This window comes from Pseudomonas sp. SB113, from assembly GCF_040754745.1.
GTDB lineage: Bacteria > Pseudomonadota > Gammaproteobacteria > Pseudomonadales > Pseudomonadaceae > Aquipseudomonas > Aquipseudomonas grimontii.
The window spans coordinates 97,896-110,341 of the sequence record NZ_JBFMHW010000011.1; the positions used below are offsets into that span (position 1 = coordinate 97,896).

Annotated in this window: 11 protein-coding genes; 7 read left to right on the forward strand and 4 right to left on the reverse strand. The window is 61.3% G+C overall.

Annotated elements, in window-relative coordinates:
* Nucleotides 1–48 precede the first annotated feature (48 nt).
* From pqqF to pqqE, 6 genes are all read left to right on the forward strand, one after another.
* Nucleotides 49–2,418, forward strand: coding sequence for a pyrroloquinoline quinone biosynthesis protein PqqF (gene pqqF, locus AB1462_RS16435; protein WP_367247364.1), 2,370 nt, complete (start codon nt 49–51; stop codon nt 2,416–2,418).
* A 159-nt stretch (nt 2,419–2,577) separates the two neighbouring features.
* Nucleotides 2,578–2,652: a pyrroloquinoline quinone precursor peptide PqqA gene (pqqA, locus tag AB1462_RS16440; protein ID WP_003194766.1), complete on the forward strand. Its 75-nt coding sequence runs from the start codon at nt 2,578–2,580 to the stop codon at nt 2,650–2,652.
* A gap of 71 nt (nt 2,653–2,723) precedes the next feature.
* The gene (gene pqqB, locus AB1462_RS16445; protein ID WP_259193973.1) at nt 2,724–3,635 is read left to right on the forward strand and encodes a pyrroloquinoline quinone biosynthesis protein PqqB; all 912 of its coding nucleotides are present in this window, start codon (nt 2,724–2,726) and stop codon (nt 3,633–3,635) included.
* A gap of 11 nt (nt 3,636–3,646) precedes the next feature.
* Nucleotides 3,647–4,399 (forward strand): pyrroloquinoline-quinone synthase PqqC, encoded by a 753-nt coding sequence (pqqC, locus tag AB1462_RS16450; protein WP_367247366.1) that lies wholly within the window; start codon nt 3,647–3,649, stop codon nt 4,397–4,399.
* The gene (gene pqqD, locus AB1462_RS16455; RefSeq protein WP_090401790.1) at nt 4,396–4,671 is read left to right on the forward strand and encodes a pyrroloquinoline quinone biosynthesis peptide chaperone PqqD; all 276 of its coding nucleotides are present in this window, start codon (nt 4,396–4,398) and stop codon (nt 4,669–4,671) included. The genes pqqC and pqqD overlap by 4 nt, the downstream gene beginning before the upstream one ends.
* A complete protein-coding gene (pqqE, locus tag AB1462_RS16460) occupies nt 4,643–5,794 on the forward strand; it encodes a pyrroloquinoline quinone biosynthesis protein PqqE (protein ID WP_167361101.1) in 1,152 nt (383 codons plus the stop codon). Before pqqD ends, pqqE begins: the two co-directional genes overlap by 29 nt.
* A gap of 5 nt (nt 5,795–5,799) precedes the next feature.
* Here pqqE and AB1462_RS16465 read toward each other — a convergent pair whose 3' ends face one another.
* Nucleotides 5,800–5,958 carry a YqaE/Pmp3 family membrane protein gene (locus tag AB1462_RS16465; RefSeq protein ID WP_010207008.1) on the reverse strand — a complete coding sequence of 53 codons (159 nt, stop codon included), beginning with the start codon at nt 5,956–5,958 and terminating at the stop codon, nt 5,800–5,802.
* 181 nt (nt 5,959–6,139) lie between these two features.
* Nucleotides 6,140–7,408: an aminotransferase class III-fold pyridoxal phosphate-dependent enzyme gene (locus AB1462_RS16470; RefSeq protein ID WP_090401788.1), complete on the reverse strand. Its 1,269-nt coding sequence runs from the start codon at nt 7,406–7,408 to the stop codon at nt 6,140–6,142.
* Between the two features lie 209 nt (nt 7,409–7,617).
* Here AB1462_RS16470 and AB1462_RS16475 point away from each other — a divergent pair, with 209 nt between their 5' ends.
* Entirely contained in the window at nt 7,618–8,517 is a 900-nt protein-coding gene (locus tag AB1462_RS16475; RefSeq protein WP_090401787.1) for a LysR family transcriptional regulator, read from the forward strand.
* A 240-nt stretch (nt 8,518–8,757) separates the two neighbouring features.
* Here AB1462_RS16475 and AB1462_RS16480 read toward each other — a convergent pair whose 3' ends face one another.
* Both AB1462_RS16480 and AB1462_RS16485 read right to left on the reverse strand, forming a co-directional pair.
* Nucleotides 8,758–10,536, reverse strand: a complete 1,779-nt coding sequence (locus AB1462_RS16480; protein ID WP_315335235.1) for an acyl-CoA dehydrogenase C-terminal domain-containing protein — start codon at nt 10,534–10,536, stop codon at nt 8,758–8,760.
* Nucleotides 10,537–10,658: 122 nt separating this feature from the next.
* Nucleotides 10,659–12,428 carry an acyl-CoA dehydrogenase C-terminal domain-containing protein gene (locus AB1462_RS16485; RefSeq protein WP_090401785.1) on the reverse strand — a complete coding sequence of 590 codons (1,770 nt, stop codon included), beginning with the start codon at nt 12,426–12,428 and terminating at the stop codon, nt 10,659–10,661.
* Between the last annotated feature and the right edge of the window lie 18 nt (nt 12,429–12,446).

The following is a 12,446-nucleotide window of genomic DNA, read 5'->3' on the forward strand; positions in this document are numbered from 1 at the left end:
TTGAACGGGTTTGTTAGCATAGGCACTTGCCCCGCTCTGGAAGTGCCCATGCCCGCCCCGGCCCACCTTTATCCCGTTCACCTGACCCTGGCCAATGGCCTGCGGGTTTCCCTGCGCCATACACCGCGCTTAAAGCGTTGCGCAGCGGTGCTGCGGGTGGCTGCCGGTAGCCACGACGTGCCATTGGCCTGGCCGGGGCTCGCACATTTTCTTGAGCATTTGTTGTTTCTGGGGACCGAGCGTTTTCCCGCGGGCGAAGGGCTTATGACCTACGTGCAGCGCCACGGCGGCCAGGTGAATGCAAGCACCCGCGAACGCACCACGGACTTCTTTTTTGAACTACCGGTTTCAGCCTTTGCGCCCGGGCTGGAGCGCCTGGCGGACATGCTGTCCCACCCGCACCTGGCCCTGGAAGATCAACTGCGCGAGCGCGAAGTGCTGCACGCCGAGTACGTCGCCTGGTCCCAGGATGCCAAGGCGCAGCAGCAGGTGGCGCTGCTCGAAGGTTTGGCGGCGGATCACCCGCTGCGCGGCTTTCACGCGGGCAACCGCGACAGCCTGCCCGTGGAGCGTGAGGCGTTTCAGCAAGCACTGCGGGAATTCCACGCGCATTTCTATCAAAGCGGGCAGATGACACTGAGCCTTGCCGGCCCGCAACCGCTGCAAGAACTGGAAGCCCTGGCGCAGCGCTTCAGCACGCAACTGATCACTGGCCCCCTGCATCCGCAGGCCTCACCAGCGGCCTTGATGCGAGGCCAGGCTCGGCGTTATCAACACATCGGCAGCGGCCATCTGCACCACGTCATCACCTGTGACGCGCCCCGTGAAGCCCTGGAGTTCCTCTGCACCTGGCTCAATGCCCCTGCGCCGGGCGGGCTGCTCGCCGAGCTGAAAACCCGGCACGTGGCCAGCGCACTGCAAGCGTCAGTGCTGTACCACTTCGCCGGGCAGGCCGTACTGGACATCGACTTTACGCTCGATACCGAAAACGAACCGACGACACAAATCGAGGCGCTGTTGCACGACTGGCTGAGCTTTTTCGCACACAGCGATTGGACGCCACTGCGCGAAGAGTTCGCCCTGCTGAACGCTCGCCAACAACAGACCCAGGGCGCCCTGGCACTGGCTCGGAACGACAGCGAAGACCTCAGTGAACAGAGCGTCGCTGCGCTCAAGGCCCTGCTTGATTCGCTGCACTTGCCGCTCGCCGAACACCGTTGGCAGTTGCCCCCGAACAACCCGTTCCTGCGTCCACCAGTCAAAGAAGAACGCGCTGGCCTGATTCGCGGCCAAACCAGCGCTCACCGAGGCTTGCGCACGTTTGCCCAGGACCGTTCACGGGGCCGAAGGGACGTATCGGCGCTGACCTTCAGCCCGGCCTTGGCGGATGACAGCGATGAGGGCGCGCTGTACTTGCAGTGGCGCTTCGACGCGCCAGTGCCTGCTGGGCTGGAAAGCACCTTGCAGCCACTGCGTGAGAATGCGCGCCAGGCGGGCGTCGAATTATCTTTCGAAACCGCCGGCAATGATTGGCTGATGAAGATGAGCGGGCTGCACGAGCCCATGCCGGCCGTCCTGGAGGTGTTGGCGCAGCGCCTGCAGATGCCGCAAGAAGCGCCCCCAGCCCCCGCACCAATGATTGCTATCCGGGAACTGCTCAAGGCCCTGCCGACGTGCTGCGCCATCGGCAATGTCGACGCCAGCGAGCAGCCTGCATCCTGGGCCACGGCGCGCTGGCACGGCCTGGGGCTGGGCATGCCCGCCGCGTGTGAGGCGTTGATAAAGACCGCCGCAGCCCGTCTGCCTGGGCAACCTGCACAATTCGAACGGCCTCTTCAACACCTCAGCGGTCAACGTGTGTGGCATACGGTTAAAACCGACTCAACCGAAGCCGCCGCGCTGCTGTTTTGCCCGACACCCAGCCAATCCCTGGACGATGAAGCGTCCTGGCGACTGCTTGGGCACCTGCTCCAAGGGCCGTTCTACCAACGCCTGAGGGTCGAGCTGCAATTGGGCTACGCCGTATTCAGCGGCGTCCGACAGATCAACGGGCAAACCGGCCTGCTGTTTGGTGTGCAATCACCCAGCGTTTCATTGGAAGGCATCGTCGATCACCTGCACACCTTTCTTAAACATCTACCGTTGCTGATTGATGGCAGCGATGACTTGGGCAATCACGCCTTGGCACAGCAGTTCTGCGCCGCGACGCTACCGATCACCCAAAGCGCCGAACTGCTGTGGCACGCACGCTTGGCGGGCCATCCGTCGGATTATCTGTGCCAGCTTCAAACACTGATCCAGACCCGAACCCCGGAGGATCTGCAACGCGCTGCCCAACAGCTGCAGGACGCGACTGGCGGCTGGCGCTGCATCGCCACCGGCCCACGCATCGACGAGAGCTGGCAACCGGCGAGCTGATCATTGCCAACCCTGCAACAGGCTTTTTCCACCAAGACAGCGCTAACTTGAAAAGAATTGCGTAACATTCCCACGCACACATCTGAACATCTCCGACTGGAGGTGGACTATATGTATTACTTGGTAGTAAACGTCCCATCCCTTCGTAGGAGTAAGAATATGACCTGGTCCAAACCTGCTTACACTGATCTGCGCATCGGCTTCGAAGTCACCATGTACTTCGCCAGCCGCTAAGCCGCTGGGTAATACAACGCCTCGGTTCGCCCGGGGCGTTTTTGTTTTGAGCTTTGCTTGATGGAGCGGCCATGTTTGTCCAGATTCTAGGTTCCGCCGCTGGCGGCGGCTTCCCGCAGTGGAACTGCAACTGCGTGAATTGCGCAGGTTTTCGTGACGGCAGCCTGCGGGCGCAGGCGCGGACCCAGTCATCCATCGCGATTTCCGACGATGGTGTGAACTGGGTACTGTGCAATGCCTCGCCGGATATCCGCGCGCAACTCCAGGGTTTTGCGCCGATGCAGCCCGGCCGCGCACTGCGCGATACCGGCATCAGTGCCATCATCCTGATGGACAGCCAGATCGACCACACCACCGGTTTATTGAGCCTGCGCGAAGGTTGCCCACACCAGGTGTGGTGCACCGACATGGTCCACGAAGACCTGAGCACCGGCTTCCCACTGTTCACCATGCTCACCCACTGGAACGGCGGCCTGGCCTGGAACCGCATCGAGCTGGATGCCAGCTTCACCATCCCGGCCTGCCCCAACCTGCGCTTCACCCCACTGCCACTGCGCAGTGCCGCCCCGCCCTACTCGCCGCACCGCTTCGACCCGCACCCAGGCGATAACATCGGCCTGATCGTCGAAGACCTGCGCACTGGCGGCAAACTGTTCTACGCCCCGGGCCTGGGCAAGGTCGACGCGCCATTGCTGCAGATCATGGCCGGCAGCGACTGCCTGCTGGTGGATGGCACGATGTGGGACGACGACGAAATGCAGCGCCGTGGCGTCGGCACCCGTACCGGCCGCGAGATGGGCCACCTGGCGCAGAATGGCCCCGGCGGCATGCTCGAAGTGCTGGAGCAGTTGCCCAAGCAGCGCAAGGTGCTTATCCACATCAATAACACCAACCCGATCCTCGATGAAGACTCCCCCGAGCGCGCGGAACTGGTGCGGCGCAATGTCGAAGTCGCTTACGACGGCATGAGCATTGAATTGTAGGAGCAGACGACATGACTGACGCACCGTTGACCACAACCGAATTCGAAGCAGCCTTGCGGGCCAAGGGCGCCTTCTACCATATCCATCACCCATACCATGTGGCGATGTATGAAGGCCGCGCAACCCGCGAGCAGATCCAGGGTTGGGTCGCCAACCGGTTCTACTATCAGGTGAACATTCCGCTGAAAGACGCCGCGATCCTGGCCAACTGCCCGGACCGTGAGATCCGTCGCGAGTGGATCCAGCGCCTGCTCGACCACGATGGCGCACCGGGTGAAGACGGCGGTATCGAAGCCTGGCTGCGTTTGGGCCAAGCGGTCGGCCTCGACCCGGACCAGTTGCGTTCACAGGAACTGGTGCTGCCCGGCGTGCGCTTTGCGGTAGACGCCTACGTCAACTTTGCGCGCCGCGCCAGTTGGCAGGAAGCCGCCAGCAGCTCGCTCACCGAGCTGTTCGCGCCGCAGATCCACCAGTCGCGTCTCGACAGCTGGCCGCAGCATTACCCATGGATCGACCCCACTGGCTACGAGTACTTCCGCACCCGCCTGGGCCAGGCCCGGCGCGATGTGGAGCACGGCTTGGCAATCACCTTGCAGCACTACACCACCCGTGAAGGCCAGGAGCGCATGCTGGAAATTCTCCAGTTCAAACTCGACATCCTGTGGAGCATGCTGGATGCCATGAGCATGGCCTACGAACTGAAACGCCCGCCGTACCACAGCGTGACCGAGCAGCGGGCCTGGCACAAAGGGATCACCTTATGAGCTTCGATCGCAGCAGAAAACCGACCTGGCGCCAGGGCTACCGCTACCAGTACGAACCCGCGCAAAAAGGCCATGTGTTGCTCTACCCCGAAGGCATGATCAAGCTCAACGACAGCGCCGCGCTGATTGGTGGCTTGATTGACGGTGAGCGCGACGTGGCGGCGATCATTGCCGCGCTCGAAGCACAGTTCCCCGGCGTGCCTGAGTTGGGTGACGACATCGAGCAATTCATGGAGGTCGCCCGTGCTGAGCACTGGATCACCCTTGCCTGAAAAACCAGCCATCGGCCTGCCGCTGTGGTTGCTCGCCGAGCTGACCTACCGCTGCCCGTTGCAGTGCCCGTATTGCTCCAACCCGCTGGACTTTGCCGAGCAGGGCAAGGAGCTGAGCACCGAGCAGTGGATCAAGGTGTTTCGCGAGGCCCGTGAGATGGGCGCCGCGCAATTGGGGTTTTCCGGCGGTGAGCCGCTGGTGCGCCAGGACCTTGCCGAGTTGATCGCCGAGGCGCGCAAGCTGGGGTTCTACACCAACCTGATCACCTCGGGCATCGGCCTGACCGAACAGAAGATCAGCGACTTCAAGAAAGCTGGCCTGGACCATATCCAGATCAGCTTCCAGGCCAGCGACGAACAGGTGAACAACCTGCTGGCCGGTTCGAAAAAAGCCTTCGCGCAAAAGCTGGAAATGGCCCGTGCCGTGAAGGCGCACGGCTACCCAATGGTGCTGAACTTCGTCACCCATCGGCACAATATCGACAAGATCGACCGCATCATCGAACTGTGCATCGCGCTGGAGGCCGACTTTGTCGAGCTCGCCACGTGCCAGTTCTATGGCTGGGCGCAACTCAATCGCGTGGGGTTGTTGCCGACCCAGGAACAACTGGTGCGCGCTGAACGCATCACCAACGAGTACCGCGCCAAGCTCGAAGCCGAAGGCCACCCGTGCAAGCTGATTTTCGTGACACCGGATTACTACGAGGAGCGCCCGAAGGCCTGCATGAACGGGTGGGGCAGCATTTTTCTGACCGTGACGCCAGACGGCACCGCCCTGCCCTGTCACGGCGCCCGACAGATGCCGGTGCAGTTTCCCAATGTGCGCGACCACAGCATGCAGCACATCTGGTACGACTCGTTTGGCTTCAACCGCTTTCGCGGCTACGACTGGATGCCCGAGCCGTGTCGTTCATGCGATGAAAAAGAAAAGGACTTCGGCGGCTGCCGTTGCCAGGCCTTCATGCTCACCGGGGATGCAAGCAATGCCGACCCGGTGTGCAGCAAGTCCGAGCAGCACGGCATCATCCTCAAGGCGCGGGAAGAAGCCGAACATGCCACCCAGACCATCGAGCAACTGGCCTTTCGCAATGAGCGCAATTCACGGCTCATCGCAAAAGGCTGAGGCCATCAGCGTTTGGCGATGATGTACACGGCGTGAATGATGCCCGGGAAGTAACCGCACAAGGTCAGCAGAATATTCAGCCAGAACGCGCCAGCGAAACCCACTTGCAGGAACACACCCAGTGGCGGCAGCAGAATGGCGATGATGATACGAATGATGTCCATGGGTCAGCTCCAGAAAATCGGCTCGTGTGAGCCGTGTAGCTAATCGACCTTGGGCGTTCGTGAGGGTTCATTGGGATCTGGCACCGGGCCATCCTTTAATGATCAGACAAAAAAACGCCCCCAGCCGAAAAAATCAGGCTGGAGGCGCCGCGTATACCGCGAGACGGTTCAGGAATGTGGGTTAAACGGCGATGCCCTTGCGGCATTGCAACTGTGCAGTGCGCACGCGGGAGAAGGCGCGGGCCAGGCGCAGGAGCATTTCGTCGATGTTGCTTTTGCTCACCGTAAGCGCCGGAGTGAAGCGCAGGCAGTCAGGTTGCGGGGCGTTGAGGATCAGGCCTTCGTGCAGGGCGGCTTTTACCACTGCATCTGCAGAATCATCCGACAACGTCAGGCCCCACATCAGACCGTGGCCGCGCAATGGGCCCAGGTCGTAGCGGTAGGCCAGCCGGGCAAGGCCTTCGCTCAGGTAAAGACCGGATTCACGTACGTGTTCCAGGAAGCCGTGCTCCAGCACCGTATCGAGCACCGCCAGCCCGGCCGATGCCATCAGCGCGTTGCCATGATGGGTGCCTTCCAGCTCACCCACTTCGAAGCAACAGGCGCTGCCGCGCGCCAGCAGGGCTGCCAACGGCACGCCGCCGCCCAGGCCTTTGCCGAGGGTGACGATGTCGGCCCGTACGCCGTACTGCTGTTCGGCAAGCAAGGTGCCGCAACGGCCGAGGCCGGTTTGTACTTCGTCGAGGATCAGCAGGATCCCCAGTTCGCGGCACAGCCGTTCAACCCCCTTGAGGTAATGCTCCGTTGCGGGGATCACACCGGCCTCGCTCTGAACCGGCTCCAGCATGATGGCGACCGTCTGTGCATCGACCGCTGCATGCAGGGCCGGCAGGTCGTTGAAGGGCACATGGCTGAAGCCGGGCAATTGCGGTTCAAAGCGGTTTTCCAGTGCGCCCGCCGACGCCGCCAGTGCCGCGAAACTGCGCCCATGGCAACCATTGCTCGCGCTGATGATGCGGTAGGCCCCGCCGCGATGCAGTTGGCCCCACTTGCGCGCCAGCTTGATCGCCGCTTCGCAGGCCTCGGCGCCACTGTTGAGCAGGTAGGCCTGGTCGCTGCCGGTACGATGGCACAGGCGGTCGACAAGGTTGAGTTGAGCGCGGTTATGCAGGCCCATGCCCGGATTGATCAGGGCCTGCGTCTGGTCGGCGAGGGCTTTGATCAAGACCTGCGGGCTGTGGCCGAGGCTGTTGGCAGCGTTGCCCTGGCTGAAATCCAGGTAGGCACGGTCGTCGCTGTCCCACAGCCAGGAACCCTGGCCGCGTACGAAGACCTGAGCTGGTCTCGCTACCGTGGGCATCAGCGCCTCACTGGACAGCGTATCGGGTGAAGCCTCCAGAACCAGGTCATCCAGGCTGGGCACGGGGCGACGCATATTGAATAGATTCACAGCTTGCCCCCGATGGCAACCGGGCCTTGGTGGGTTTTTCCTGCAATTGCTGTCTGCTCGTGTGTTGCCTTGCCTATGTAAACGCCATCAACATAAACGCTGTTCATTGCCCGATCCGGCCCTGTAAGCCCTGCGAATAGGCGCTAGACTAGGCGCCTCGGGGGCCACCGGCCATTTCGATTTTCCAGCTTTTTCGATAAGTAAACCTTATGGATTTTAAGCAACTGCGTTATTTCGTCGCGGTGTACGAAGAAGGCCATGTGGGCCGTGCCGCTGAACGCCTGTCGATCTCCCAGCCGGCGCTGTCACAACAGATCCGCCAGTTGGAGCAGAACCTCGATGTGAGCCTGTTTGAACGCAGCAGCAAACGCCTGCTGCCCACCCTGGCCGCCCATACGTTGTACAACCACGCCTTGCCGCTGATCGATGGCATGCAGCAAGCCGTCGAAGCCTTGCGTAACTTCAAGGGCCAGGCCATGCGCACCCTGGCCATCGGCGTACTGCAAACCGTGCACACCAGCCTGGTCCCGCAAATGTTGGAGCGCGTGCGCAAGGCACAGCCGCACCTCGTGGTGCAGATCTACGAATTGACCGGGCTTGAGATTGAACGGCGGTTGCTTAACGGCTCGCTGGACATCGGCATCAGCTACCTGCCGCCACGCCAGCCGGGGCTGCACGGTGTGTTGCTGTATGAGGATGAGCTGAAGGTGGTTATCCCCGAAGATCATCCGCTGCGCGAATTCAAGAAAGTCTCGCTGAAACAGGCCGCCGAGTTGCCGATGTTGCTGTTGGGGGAGGAGTTTCAAGTCAGGCAGATCTGGCAAGGCCAGCTCGCAAACCTTGGGCGACGGCCTCAGGTTCAGGCGGAGCTCAATACCATGGTGGGGATTCTCGACAGCTTGCCTAACACCCAATTGGCAACGGTGCTGCCGGGGCGCTCTCAGGATGAGCACAACAGTCAAATGCTGCTGTGGAAACCCTTGAGCGAACCGAGGGTGCCGCTGAAAGTCGGGCTGGTCTGTCGCGATGTGCAGCGCCAACAGGCGACGGTGGCCCTGTTGCGCACGTTGCTGGAAGACGTGATGAATGCGCCGCCGGCCCTGGCATGAAACTCAGGGACTGAATTTTTCGCAGGCAAAAGAAAACCCCGCCGAAGCGGGGCTTTGCAGACTGTTTCCCTGACATCCATTTCACTCCGCCATCCTGGCAGAATCCTACGTGTCCGTGTTGTTGCTTTGCGCTTCCTGCGCGACGTCCATGTGAAGTAGATTATCTGTGGATCCAATTTGGCGATAGAGGACGATTAGCAGTACGTCATGTAAGAGAATGCTTACACGCCCTCCAAGCCCTTAGAACAGTGCCTCATCCAGCAAAAACAGTGACTCGCTACCGGCTTTTACCGACGCACTCAGCGAGTGAATACGTGGCAACAGCCGCGCAAAGTAGAAGCGCGCGGTGCCTAGCTTGCTGGCGTAGAAGTCTTCCTCAGTCTCTTTGCCCAACGCGGCCTTGGCCATACGCGCCCACATGTAGGCGTAGGCCATGTATCCAAATGCATGCAAATACTCCACCGAGGCTGCGCCGATCTCGTTCGGGTTGGTCTTGGCGCGATCCAGGACCCAGGCGGTCAACTCGTCCAGGTTATCCACCGCCGTGCTCAGCGGTTGGGTGAACTCAGCCAGTTCGGGACCCGCCGAGGCGATGAACTGGCGGATCTCGTCGGCGAACAAGGTGTAGAACGCACCGCCGCTGCCGACGATCTTGCGCCCCATCAAGTCCAGTGCCTGAATGCCGTTGGTGCCTTCATAGATCTGGGTGATGCGTACATCACGCACCAGTTGCTCCTGGCCCCACTCACGAATGTAACCGTGGCCGCCAAACACTTGCTGGCCGAGCACGGTGGTTTCCAGGCCCAGGTCGGTGAGGAACGCCTTGGCGACCGGCGTCAACAATGCCACCAGGTTATCGGCACGCTCGCGGGCAGCGGCATCTTCACTGAACTTGGCGATGTCCAGCTGCGTCGCCACATAGGTGGAGAACGCGCGACCGCCTTCGTTCGCGGCTTTCATGGTCAGCAGCATACGGCGCACGTCGGGGTGGACGATGATCGGGTCGGCCACTTTGTCTTTGGCCTGGGCACCGGTCGGCGAACGGCTTTGCAGGCGATCGCGGGCATATTCAATCGCGTTCTGGTAGGAACGCTCGCCGGACGCCAGGCCCTGGATACCGACGCCAAGACGCTCGTAGTTCATCATGGTGAACATCGCCGCCAACCCACGGTTGGGCTCGCCCACCAGGTAGCCCACGGCTTCGTCGAAGTTCATCACGCAGGTGGCGGACGCCTGGATACCCATCTTGTGTTCGATGGAGCCACAGCTCACCGGGTTGCGCGCGCCCAGGCTGCCGTCGGCGTTAACCATGAACTTCGGCACCAGGAACAGCGAAATGCCCTTGGGACCGGCCGGTGCGTCCGGCAACTTGGCCAGCACCAGGTGAATGATGTTCTCGGTGAGGTCGTGTTCACCGCCAGTGATAAAGATCTTGGTCCCGCTGATCGTGTAGGAACCGTCTGCCTGCGGCTCGGCCTTGGTGCGGATAATCCCCAGGTCGGTACCAGCGTGCGCTTCCGTCAGGCACATGGAGCCGGCCCACTCACCGGAGTACATCTTCGGCAGATAGGTGGCCTTGAGCTCTTCGCTGGCGTGAGTGTTGATCGACACGCAGGCACCGGAGGTCAGCATCGGGTACAGGCCGAACGCCAGGCTCGACGAGTTGATCATCTCTTCAACCTGGGCCGATACCGACTTGGGCATGCCCATGCCGCCAAACACGGGATCACCGCCTACGCCGACCCAGCCACCTTCAGCGTAGGTTTTGTAGGCCTGTGGATAACCATCTGGAGTAAACACCGCCGTGTTATCCCAGCGGCAGCCCTGCTCATCGCCACCGCGACTGAGCGGGGCGATGGATTTGGCGGTGACCTTGCCGGCTTCTTCGAGGATGGCCTCTACGGTTTCGGCGTCAACGGTGTCTGCCAATGCCGGCAATTGGGCCCAAGTGGTGGCGACCTCAAAGACTTCGTTGAGGACGAAGCGCATATCACGCAGCGGCGCTTTGTAATCAGCCATGGCAAACCTCGTAAGAACGTGAAAAGTGATTCGATGGGATCGGTTTTACAGGCTCCGAGTGTACCCGAACAACTTTTCAGACACATAGGGTCCACTTGTGACCGACTGGTATTTTTAAGTCATCACAGCGCAAACGACTCCGCGGGCAGACTCATCAGGCATTCGCTGCCCGCTTCCACGGCGGCGCGATGGGTTGCGGTACGTGGCAGCAGGCGCTTGAAGTAGAAGTCGCAGGTCGCCAGCTTGGCCTTGGCAAACTCAGTGTCATCGTGCGCCAGCGCTGCAATAGCCATCCGCAGCCACAGATAGGCGAGGATGATGTAACCGCTGTACATCAAGTAATCCACAGCCGCTGCGCCCACCTCATCAGGGTTTTTCATCGCGGCCATACCGACCCGGGTGGTCAGCTCGCCCCATTCCTGATTCAGTTGATTGAGCTGCGCCACATAGCCCTTGAGCTGTGCATGTTCGGCATTTGCCGCGCAAAACTTATGCACAATTTTGGTAAAGCCGCGCAACAGCTTGCCCTGGCTGCCCAGCACCTTGCGGCCCAGCAGGTCGAGGGCCTGGATGCCATTGGTGCCTTCATAGATCGGCGCAATCCGCGCATCGCGTGCCAGTTGCTCCATGCCCCACTCACGAATGTAGCCATGCCCGCCGAATATCTGCATGCCGTGGTTGGTCACCTCCAGCCCGGTGTCGGTCATAAAGGCTTTGCAGATGGGAGTGAGGAACGCCAACAGGTCTTCGGCCTCCTGGCGCTGGCCGGCGTCGCTGCTCAGGTGCGCGGTGTCGAGCAACTGCGCAGTGAAATAGGTCAGTGCGCGGTTGCCTTCGTTGAAGGCTTTCATGGTCAGCAGCATACGGCGCACATCGGGATGCACGATGATCGGGTCAGCGGCTTTCTCCGGCGCTTTGGCGCCGGTCAGCGCGCGCATTTGCAGGCGATCGTTGGCGTATTTGATCGCGCCCTGGAAACTCGCCTCGCCATTGCACAGGCCCTGCATGCCGGTGCCCAGACGGGCGTGGTTCATCATGGTGAACATGCAGTTGAGGCCTTTGTTCGCTTCGCCAATCAAAAAGCCCTTGGCGCCGTCGAAGTTGAGTACGCAGGTGGCCGAGGCCTTGATGCCCATCTTGTGCTCGATAGAGCCGCAGTGCACTGCGTTGCGCTCAGCCGAATCCGCATGGAACTTGGGCACGATAAACAACGAGATACCCTTGGTGCCCGCCGGCGCATCCGGCAGCTTGGCCAGCACCAGGTGGATGATATTGGCGCTCATGTCGTGCTCACCGGCCGAGATGAAGATCTTGCTCCCGGTGATCGCATAGCTGCCATCCGCCTGGGGCACGGCGCGGGTCTTGATCAGGCCCAGGTCAGTGCCGCAATGGGCTTCGGTCAGGCACATGGTGCCGGTCCATTCGCCTGCGGTGAGTTTGCTCAGGAACGTGGCCTTCTGCTCTTCGGTGCCGTGGGCGTGAATCGCCGACATCGCCCCGTGGGTCAGGCCCGGATACATGCCCCACGAGGTGTTGCTGGAGCCGATCATCTCGCTGAGCACCAGGCCCAACGATTGCGGCAGGCCCTGGCCACCGTAGGCCGGGTCCGCCGCCACGCCGTGCCAACCACCTTCGACGTACTGGGCGAAGGCTTCCTTGAAACCCTTGGGTGTGGTCACCACGCCATTGTCGAAATGGCAGCCCTCTTCATCACCACTGCGGTTGAGTGGCGAAAGCACGTTCTCGCAGAATTTCGCGCCTTCTTCGAGGATTGCATTGACCATGTCCGGGCTGGCGTCCGTGGCGCCCAGAGCAGCGTAGTGGCCGTGGAAATCAAACACGTTGTCGATCAGAAAGCGCATGTCGCGCAGGGGAGCTTTGTACTCAGGCATGGCGATGTCTCCGGCAGC

Bases quoted from the DNA above. Each gene is read 5' to 3' on its own strand.
- pqqC (WP_367247366.1), top strand. From the start codon at position 3,647: ATGACTGACGCACCGTTGACCACAACCGAATTCGAAGCAGCCTTGCGG.
- pqqD (WP_090401790.1), top strand. From the start codon at position 4,396: ATGAGCTTCGATCGCAGCAGAAAACCGACCTGGCGCCAGGGCTACCGC.
- AB1462_RS16475 (WP_090401787.1), top strand. From the start codon at position 7,618: ATGGATTTTAAGCAACTGCGTTATTTCGTCGCGGTGTACGAAGAAGGC.
- AB1462_RS16485 (WP_090401785.1), bottom strand. From the start codon at position 12,428: ATGCCTGAGTACAAAGCTCCCCTGCGCGACATGCGCTTTCTGATCGAC.
- pqqB (WP_259193973.1), top strand. From the start codon at position 2,724: ATGTTTGTCCAGATTCTAGGTTCCGCCGCTGGCGGCGGCTTCCCGCAG.
- AB1462_RS16465 (WP_010207008.1), bottom strand. From the start codon at position 5,958: ATGGACATCATTCGTATCATCATCGCCATTCTGCTGCCGCCACTGGGT.
- pqqF (WP_367247364.1), top strand. From the start codon at position 49: ATGCCCGCCCCGGCCCACCTTTATCCCGTTCACCTGACCCTGGCCAAT.
- AB1462_RS16480 (WP_315335235.1), bottom strand. From the start codon at position 10,536: ATGGCTGATTACAAAGCGCCGCTGCGTGATATGCGCTTCGTCCTCAAC.